The organism is Streptosporangium sp. H16 (genome assembly GCF_051918855.1).
Classification (GTDB): Bacteria; Actinomycetota; Actinomycetes; order Streptosporangiales; family Streptosporangiaceae; genus Streptosporangium.
In genome coordinates this window covers 1-7,158 of the sequence record NZ_JBPXMD010000080.1, presented here as the reverse complement: position 1 = coordinate 7,158, position 7,158 = coordinate 1, and the positions used below count along the sequence as shown (strand labels likewise).

Below are 7,158 nucleotides of genomic sequence, written 5' to 3'. Positions count from 1 at the left end.
CAGCGATACGACGCCCTCACATCCGAGCAGGTCAGGGGTATATCCGTTGGATTTTCGGCGATTACTACCGGAACCCCCTGTGAGGTGACGTCATCGAGCATCGCCCGCAGCTCTGCCAGCCGCGCCAGCCGTACCGCGGGTGCCAGATCGGCGATCTCGCTGCAGAACCGGGCAACATCAGACCGCAGGAACGCCACACCCTCTGAGTCCGCCACGGCGCAAGATTGGCCTGGTCAGAGACAGTGTGTCAAATCGTGTGACGCTAACCCCGACTCGTCGTTCCACTAGGACTGGGAGGCCAATGTCTTCATGACCGGCGATCATGCTTTGAGCGTCAACGGCTGTGACACCACCCCGGGCTCACCGTTTCGTTCCTCCTGGATCCCCCAAGTGCCCATAAGACGAATGTGTTGACCCCGCTGAGGATCGGGTACGGCCTGCGCGGCAAGATGGCCCGGTGATGCGCCACTCTGTCCGCCGCTCTGTCCGCCACTCTGTCTCCCGGGCGCTGCTGGAGCGCTTCCAGCACCCGGCCCAGGTCATCGTGACCGCGTTCGCCGCCGCCGCCGCGGTCGGCACCGGCTTGCTGGCCACCCCGTGGGCGGCCGAATCCGGCGTCGAGACCCGGCTGATCGACGCGCTGTTCACCGCGGTCTCGGCGGTGTGCGTGACCGGGCTGGTGACCGTGGACACCGCGAGCCACTGGTCGGCCTTCGGCGAGGTCGTCATCATGGTGCTGATCCAGGCCGGCGGCCTGGGCATCATGACACTGGCCACCCTGTTCGCGATGATGATCTCCGGGCGGATCGGCCTGCGCGCCCGGATATGGGCCCAGGCCGAGACCAAGGCCCCGCAGCCAAGCGATCTGCGCCGGGTGATCGGCAACGTGGTGCTGTTCACCCTGGCCTGCGAGGCGCTGGTCGCCATCGCACTCGCCGCACGGTTCGCCGTCGGCTACGGCGAGCCGCCCGGCCGCGCCGCCTACCTGGGCCTCTTCCACGCCATCTCGGCGTTCAACAACGCCGGCTTCGGACTGTGGCCCGACAGCCTGATGCGGTTTTCCACCGACGCGTGGATCTGCCTGCCGATCGTCGCGGCCGTCGTCGTCGGCGGCCTGGGCTATCCGGTGATCTTCGAGCTGCGCCGCTCCTGGCGTCGCCCGAAACAGTGGTCGGTACTGACCCGCATCACCGTCACCACCACCCTGATCCTGCTGGTTGCGGGCTTTGCGGTCTTCACCATCACCGAGTGGGCCAACCCCAAGACCCTCGGCCCGATGGGGGTAGGCGCCAAGCTGCTGGCCGGCTTCTTCACCGGGGCGATGCCGCGCACCGCCGGGTTCAACAGCCTCGACATCGCCGCCATGCACCCGACCAACTGGCTGGCCACCGACGTTTTGATGTTCATCGGCGGCGGCAGCGCCGGCACCGCCGGCGGCATCAAGATCACCACCTTCGCCGTGCTGGCCTACGTATTGTGGGCCGAGCTGCGCGGCGAGACCCACGTCAACGCCGGCCATCGCCGCCTGGCCGCCACCGTGCAGCGCCAGGCACTGGCCATCACCCTGCTGGGCCTGGGCCTGGTCACCATCTCCACCTACGCGCTGCTGGCCCTGACCCCGCACGGCCTGGACAAGGTGTTGTTCGAAGTGGTCTCGGCGGTTGCCACGGTGGGCCTGTCCACGGGCATCACCGCCGACCTCACCTCAGCCGGGCAACTCATCATTACCGCGCTCATGTTCGCCGGCCGGGTCGGCCCGACCACCTTGTTCTCCGCGCTGGCGCTTCGCGATCGCACCCGCCGCTACGAGCTACCCGAGGAGAAGATCATCGTCGGCTGAACCGCACAGCCCGCAGTTCCCCATCACTTCGGCCTGCGCATCCATGCCGAGCCAGCGCCAAAGATCGCCTCCCTCACCGCGACCAGCGCGTAAGTGCCGAAGAAGACCGCCACCGACAACCAGGCCAAAGCCATCATGAGGCGAGCATCCCGTCCATGAGCGCCTGCAGCGTCACCGCGCCGCGCAGGCCCTCCTCGCCCACCACGGCCACCAGCGGGCTGTGGGGGCGGGCCATCAGCGCGGCGATCTCCAGCACGGTGGCGTCCGGGCCGGTGACCGGGGGACTGTAGAAAAAACGGCTCTGGCCCACTTTCGGTGGTGACGGACCGTCATAGTTTCGTGTCGGTACATGGCCATCTCGGAGTGCTGTGTCAGCGTGACACCGGTGTGACGTAAAGGATCTTTCGGGGCTGGTGTTCCCGCAACTGGTCGGCCTGGTCATCGGCAGCGTTCAGGTCGGGGCCGGGGCGATCGTGGTGCATGCCACGTCTGCGGGCACCCCGGCGGCGTGTCCCGCCTGCGGGACAGCCGGGCGGGCCGGCTCCCGCGTCACGATCATCGCCTGCTTCCTGCTGGGCGCGGCCGGCATCACCGCGCTGAGCGTGCGCTGGCCGGCCGTCCTGCTGTACGTCGTGGTCCTGGTCGCGGGCGTGGGCAGTATCGGTACGCAGGCCCTGGTCAACGTGTACGTGGCCGCCGCCTACCCGATACGGGCCAGGGCCAGCGCGGTGGGCGTGGCGCTCGGCGTCGGCCGCGTGGGCGCGATCGGCGGGCCGGTCCTCGACGGCGCCATCCTCAGCGCGGGCCTTCCCGCGCAGGTGAACTTCTACCTATTCGCCCTGCCCGCGCTGGTCGGCGCCACGCTCATCTGGGTCGTGCCACACCGGGCACCAGAGGTCGGAGAGACCGGGTGAGACGGCGCCCCAGGAAGCCGTCCTCGGCGCTGTCCCACAGGCCAGCCGCGGCGGGGCAGGCGTGCCTGCTCATCACTATGGACACTGGCCGGGGCATCTGACACGATCACCGTCCGGCTCTGACCCGTGGCGGGGGTGGTGGAACCCGTGCTTCGACCGGTCGCCATCGTGACGGCGCTCGCACTCGGCTTGGTGATCGTGCTCACGTCCGCTCACAAGGCGGCTCCGGGGTGGGAGGTGTGGGCGGGCCTCGCCTTGGCGCTCAGCGCCGCCTCCGGCGCTGTGTTCGCCCATGGTGTCCAGCGTTGGAGAGAGCTGACGGCCGTTTGCTCCGTACGCGTCCGGGAGGTGGTCCGCCCGCTCGGCGCCCTGTTCCTGCTGGCCCTCCTGCTGGTCGTGCTTGCCCTGCTCCTGTCTCCGAGCACGCGCGCGGGCTGGCGGGGCTGGGGGCTCTCGGCGATCGCGTGCGTGGGCGCCCTTCCTGTCACGGCGACGATGTCGGGCATCCGCCGGTCGGCCGGGGTGCTGGATGGCGGAGCAGGCGCCCGGGTGGCTGCACTGATCGCCCTCCGGCGGCTGCTGCGGCGGCTGCTGGGCGCTGTCGGCTTGCTCGTGGCACTGGCGACGCTCGCGCTCGGCGCCTCTCCCGCCCCGTTGTCGTCGCGAGGGGTCGTCCTGATTTTCGGCGGCGCTGGATCGCTGCTGGTCGCCCTGACGTATGGTCCGGCCCGGGCCGCGCTGCGCGAGGCCGCCAGCCGTCTGTGCGACGAACTGGTGCCCCTTGGCGACGCCGATGACGCCGCGATAGTGATCAGTCGGGCCGACGAACGCGCGAAGCTGGAGCAGGTCCTGGAGGTCGACCACAATCTCATGACCGACCTGCAAACGGGCCTGGTGATTGTCGGGCCGCTGCTGTCCAGCGCAGCCACCGCGTTCCTGCCCGGATCCGCGGGATCAGGATCATGACGGGGTGAGCCGGGCACTCGAGCGTTACCACGGCTGATGCCGCGGAGCAGCGGCCACAGTGGGCCGGCTCCGCGGCACGCACCCGCCTGAACAGCTGCTTACCGAACGGCAGCGGCCGCCTTGGCGATCACCGTGAAGACCTCGCCCGGCCGTGAGACGGCCGCGGCGTGGGAGGCGTCCAGTTCGGTCACGCGGCCTTCATCCGCTTGGCCGCGAACCGCTGGGCTTCGGCGGGGATGGCGTTGTCCCGCTTGGCCACCACGAACCACGACGGCACGTCGTGCCAGGCCGCCTTCGGGGGGTCCCGGTAGTAATCGCGGAAAATCCAACGGATATGAGTCTGACCTGCACGGATGGGGCTTGGCCCGCCGTCCCGTGATCGTTTTTCTCAAGGAGTCTCCGCAGATCAACAGCAACATCGTTGGATTCGCGGCCGTTACTACCGAGACCCCTAACTGGTAATCATGCTTTGAGCGTCAACGGATGTGACACCAACCCGGGCTCACCGTTCCGTTCCTACCGGACCCCAGGTTCAGTCGGTCAGGCCGGCGTCGTGGGCGAGCAGGGCGATCTGGGTGCGGTTGTTGAGGTCGAGCTTGTCGAGAATGCGCGAGATGTGGGCCTTCACGGTCGCGATGCTCATGAACAACTCGCCGCTAATCTCGGCGTTGGACCCGCCCTGGCCCACGGCGACGGCCACCTCCCGTTCCCGTTCGCTGAGCAGGCTCAGCACGCGTACGGCGTGCTGCCGCCGGGCGGCGGCGCCGGTGTCGGCGACGTGGGCGATCAACTGGCGGGTCACCGTCGGCGACAAGATGGGCTCCCCGGCCGACACCTGTACGATCGCGCGCAGGATCTCGGCGGGCGGCGTGTGCTTGAGCAGGAAGCCGCTGGCCCCGGCGCGCAGGGCGCGCAGCACGTACTCGTCGGCGTCGAAGGTCGTCAGCACGACGACCTCGGGCGGGTCGGGCCGGGCACGCAGCAGCTCGGTGGCGGCCAGGCCGTCCAGCACGGGCATGCGGATGTCCATCAGCACCACGTCCGGGGCGCAGGCCTCCACTGCGGCGGGCACCTCGGCTCCGCAGGCCGCCTCGCCCACCACGCTCAGCTCGGGCGAACCGCCGATGATCATCGCCAGGCCGGCCCGTACCAGCGGGTCGTCATCGACGATGAGAACCCGGATCGCGGCGTTCACCTCGGCCACGGCAGCCATGCCCACAGCCGGAACTCGCCCGCGGCGGTCGGGCCGTACTCCAGTCGTCCACCGGCCAGGCCGGCCCGCTCGGCCAGGCCGATCAGGCCACTGCCGCCGCCTGGGATCCCGGCGACGGCGGTGGCGCCGGCCGGGTTGCGCACCTCGACCGTCAGCCCCTCCCCCGCCGCCCCGTCGACGGCCACCGACACCTGGCCGTCGCGGCCGTGCTTGCGGGCATTGGTCAGCCCTTCCTGCACGATCCGGTACGCGCCGCGCCCGATCGCCGCGGGCGCGGCCGCCGGTTCCCCCACCCGGCAGTCGAGCAGCACCCGCATGCCCGCGCGCTGTGACTGATCGACCAGGTCGGGAAGATCGGCCAGGGTGGGCTGGGGCTGCTCCGGCCCCTGCTCGGACCGGTCGCGGCCGGCGCGGAGCATGCCGATGACCTCGCGCAGATCCTCCAGCGCCCGGTGCGCGCTGTCGCGGATCACCCCGGCGGCCCGGGCGACCTCCTCGGGCGCGGCGTCGGGACGAAGCTCCAGCGCCCCAGCGTGCAGGCTGAGCAGGGACAGGCGGTGGGCGAGCACATCGTGCATCTCCCGGGCGATCCGGTCGCGTTCGGACTGGCGGACCTGGGCGAGGCGCAGTTCCCGCTCGGATTCGACCCGCCGGGCCCGTTCGTGCAGGGACTGCCGCCGGGCTCGTACGAACATTCCCCAGGCGAGCACCGCGGCGATGCAGGCGAAGCCCAGCAGGGCCTGCCACCAGGGCGGCACCGGGACGTCCGGCCGGACCAGCGGCGTCAAGAACGGCACCAGCACGCACCCGGCCACGATCGGGCCGGCCACCGCCACGCGCCGGTGCGCCGCGACGGTGAACAGCGCGATCAGCGCCACCCCCGCGGCCGACATCGAATAGACGCTGAACGCGACCGCGACCGCCGCGAAGCCGACCGGCCGGCGCCGGCGCAGCCACACCCCCAGGCAGCTCAGCCCGCCGAGGGCGGTGTCCACCGCGAACGGCACCGGTGCGGGATGCTGGCCGAGGCCTTCCACCACGTTGAGCGCCGTGAGTCCGATGGCCAGCAGGAACAACGCCACATCGGCCGCCCAGTCGCGCCTGGTGCGTCCGGCCGGGCGCACCAGGGCGGGCTCGGGGCCGCTGAGCGCGTTGGCGGGGAGCAGGATCCGATGGTCCAGGCCTGCCGGGGTCGTCACGATCAAAGGGTACGGCCGCCCCCGGTCCAGCGGAATCCGACCAAAGTAGATCCTGTACCGCCGACCTTCGGCCATTCGGGCGCCGACCTGCGGCCGTAGCGATGCGCTCGCCCGTCGCGCCAGCCTGTCCCCATGACCGGTACCGGCAGCTTCCGTCATCGCCGGCAGCCGCGCGGAACCGGCCGGGAATCCCCGGCCCCGTCCAACAACCCAGAAAGGCGCCGAGGCCGAAATGAGTGACGTGCGAGCACGACTCTCCACCCTGTGGATCGTCGTCATGTTCACCATGCTCTACGCGGATGTCCTCAGTTTCCTGAACGCCGGATTTCTGCGGGGGCTCATGGCGGGGCATGCCGAGGGCGTTCCCGTGACCCCGCTGCTCCTGGTGGGATCCGCGGTCATGGTCGAGATCCCGATCGTGATGGTGGTGTTGTCGCGTGTGTTGAAACCGGCGGTGACCCGGCGGGTCACCTTGGTGGCGGCCCCGCTGACCGCGGCATTCATCATCGGCGGCGGATCGGCGAAACCCCACTACCTGGTCCTGGCCGCCGTGGAAGTGGTGTGCCTGGCCATCATCCTGCGGCAGGCCTGGCGCATGAACACCTCACCCGCCGTGAACCGTCCTGCGGGATGAGGCTTCGCCGATGCCGGGCCCGGCGGACCTCAAGGCCCGCAACTCCTCTAACTAGGGGTGTCGGTAAGACGAGGGGTTCCGGTAGCAATGAAGAAATTTCCAACGAAGTACCGTCTGACCTGCGCTGATGAAGGCGTCGTAGAAGCCGGGGTTTCGGCTGTGGATAGCCGAGCCCGGCATCGGGCCGGATTGGCTCCGTAGCGCTCTCACCGTGCTGACCTGGGCAGACGCTGTTCCGGGAAGGGGACAGTACGTAGATTCTGTGCCGTTACCAGTCGGTAGGCCGGGAGATTCAGCTCTGGACAGACCCCGGGGCTCGTACGGAGGACGGGTCAGCTCGACGGGGTGGGGGTGCAGGTGACGGTGGGCGGGGTGGCGGTGCCGCTCGAGGT

Annotated in this window: 7 protein-coding genes and 1 pseudogene; 4 read left to right on the top strand and 4 right to left on the bottom strand. The window is 69.9% G+C overall.

Features of this window, described 5'->3' with window-relative positions; translation table 11 throughout:
- A pseudogene (locus ACTOQ2_RS43565) lies at positions 1-215 on the bottom strand (hypothetical protein); the annotation flags it as partial.
- A gap of 245 nt (positions 216-460) precedes the next feature.
- Between ACTOQ2_RS43565 and ACTOQ2_RS43560 the strand changes: the two are divergent.
- On the top strand, positions 461-1,840 hold the full coding sequence (locus ACTOQ2_RS43560; protein ID WP_440107857.1) for a TrkH family potassium uptake protein: 1,380 nt from the start codon (positions 461-463) through the stop codon (positions 1,838-1,840).
- Positions 1,841-1,973: 133 nt separating this feature from the next.
- Here ACTOQ2_RS43560 and ACTOQ2_RS43555 read toward each other — a convergent pair whose 3' ends face one another.
- A complete protein-coding gene (locus ACTOQ2_RS43555) occupies positions 1,974-2,150 on the bottom strand; it encodes a CBS domain-containing protein (RefSeq protein WP_440107855.1) in 177 nt (58 codons plus the stop codon).
- Between the two features lie 103 nt (positions 2,151-2,253).
- Here ACTOQ2_RS43555 and ACTOQ2_RS43550 point away from each other — a divergent pair, with 103 nt between their 5' ends.
- Together ACTOQ2_RS43550 and ACTOQ2_RS43545 are read left to right on the top strand one after the other, a co-directional pair.
- The gene (locus ACTOQ2_RS43550) at positions 2,254-2,754 is read left to right on the top strand and encodes an MFS transporter (RefSeq protein ID WP_440107853.1); all 501 of its coding nucleotides are present in this window, start codon (positions 2,254-2,256) and stop codon (positions 2,752-2,754) included.
- Between the two features lie 147 nt (positions 2,755-2,901).
- A complete protein-coding gene (locus ACTOQ2_RS43545) occupies positions 2,902-3,720 on the top strand; it encodes a hypothetical protein (protein WP_440107851.1) in 819 nt (272 codons plus the stop codon).
- A 532-nt stretch (positions 3,721-4,252) separates the two neighbouring features.
- Here the strand turns inward: ACTOQ2_RS43545 and ACTOQ2_RS43540 are convergent.
- Positions 4,253-4,933 carry a response regulator gene (locus tag ACTOQ2_RS43540; RefSeq protein ID WP_440107849.1) on the bottom strand — a complete coding sequence of 227 codons (681 nt, stop codon included), beginning with the start codon at positions 4,931-4,933 and terminating at the stop codon, positions 4,253-4,255.
- Positions 4,912-6,132 (bottom strand): sensor histidine kinase, encoded by a 1,221-nt coding sequence (locus tag ACTOQ2_RS43535; RefSeq protein ID WP_440107847.1) that lies wholly within the window; start codon positions 6,130-6,132, stop codon positions 4,912-4,914. The genes ACTOQ2_RS43540 and ACTOQ2_RS43535 overlap by 22 nt, the downstream gene beginning before the upstream one ends.
- Before the next feature lie 241 nt (positions 6,133-6,373).
- Between ACTOQ2_RS43535 and ACTOQ2_RS43530 the strand changes: the two genes are divergently transcribed.
- A complete protein-coding gene (locus tag ACTOQ2_RS43530) occupies positions 6,374-6,766 on the top strand; it encodes a DUF6326 family protein (protein WP_440107845.1) in 393 nt (130 codons plus the stop codon).
- The last annotated feature ends 392 nt before the right edge of the window (positions 6,767-7,158 follow it).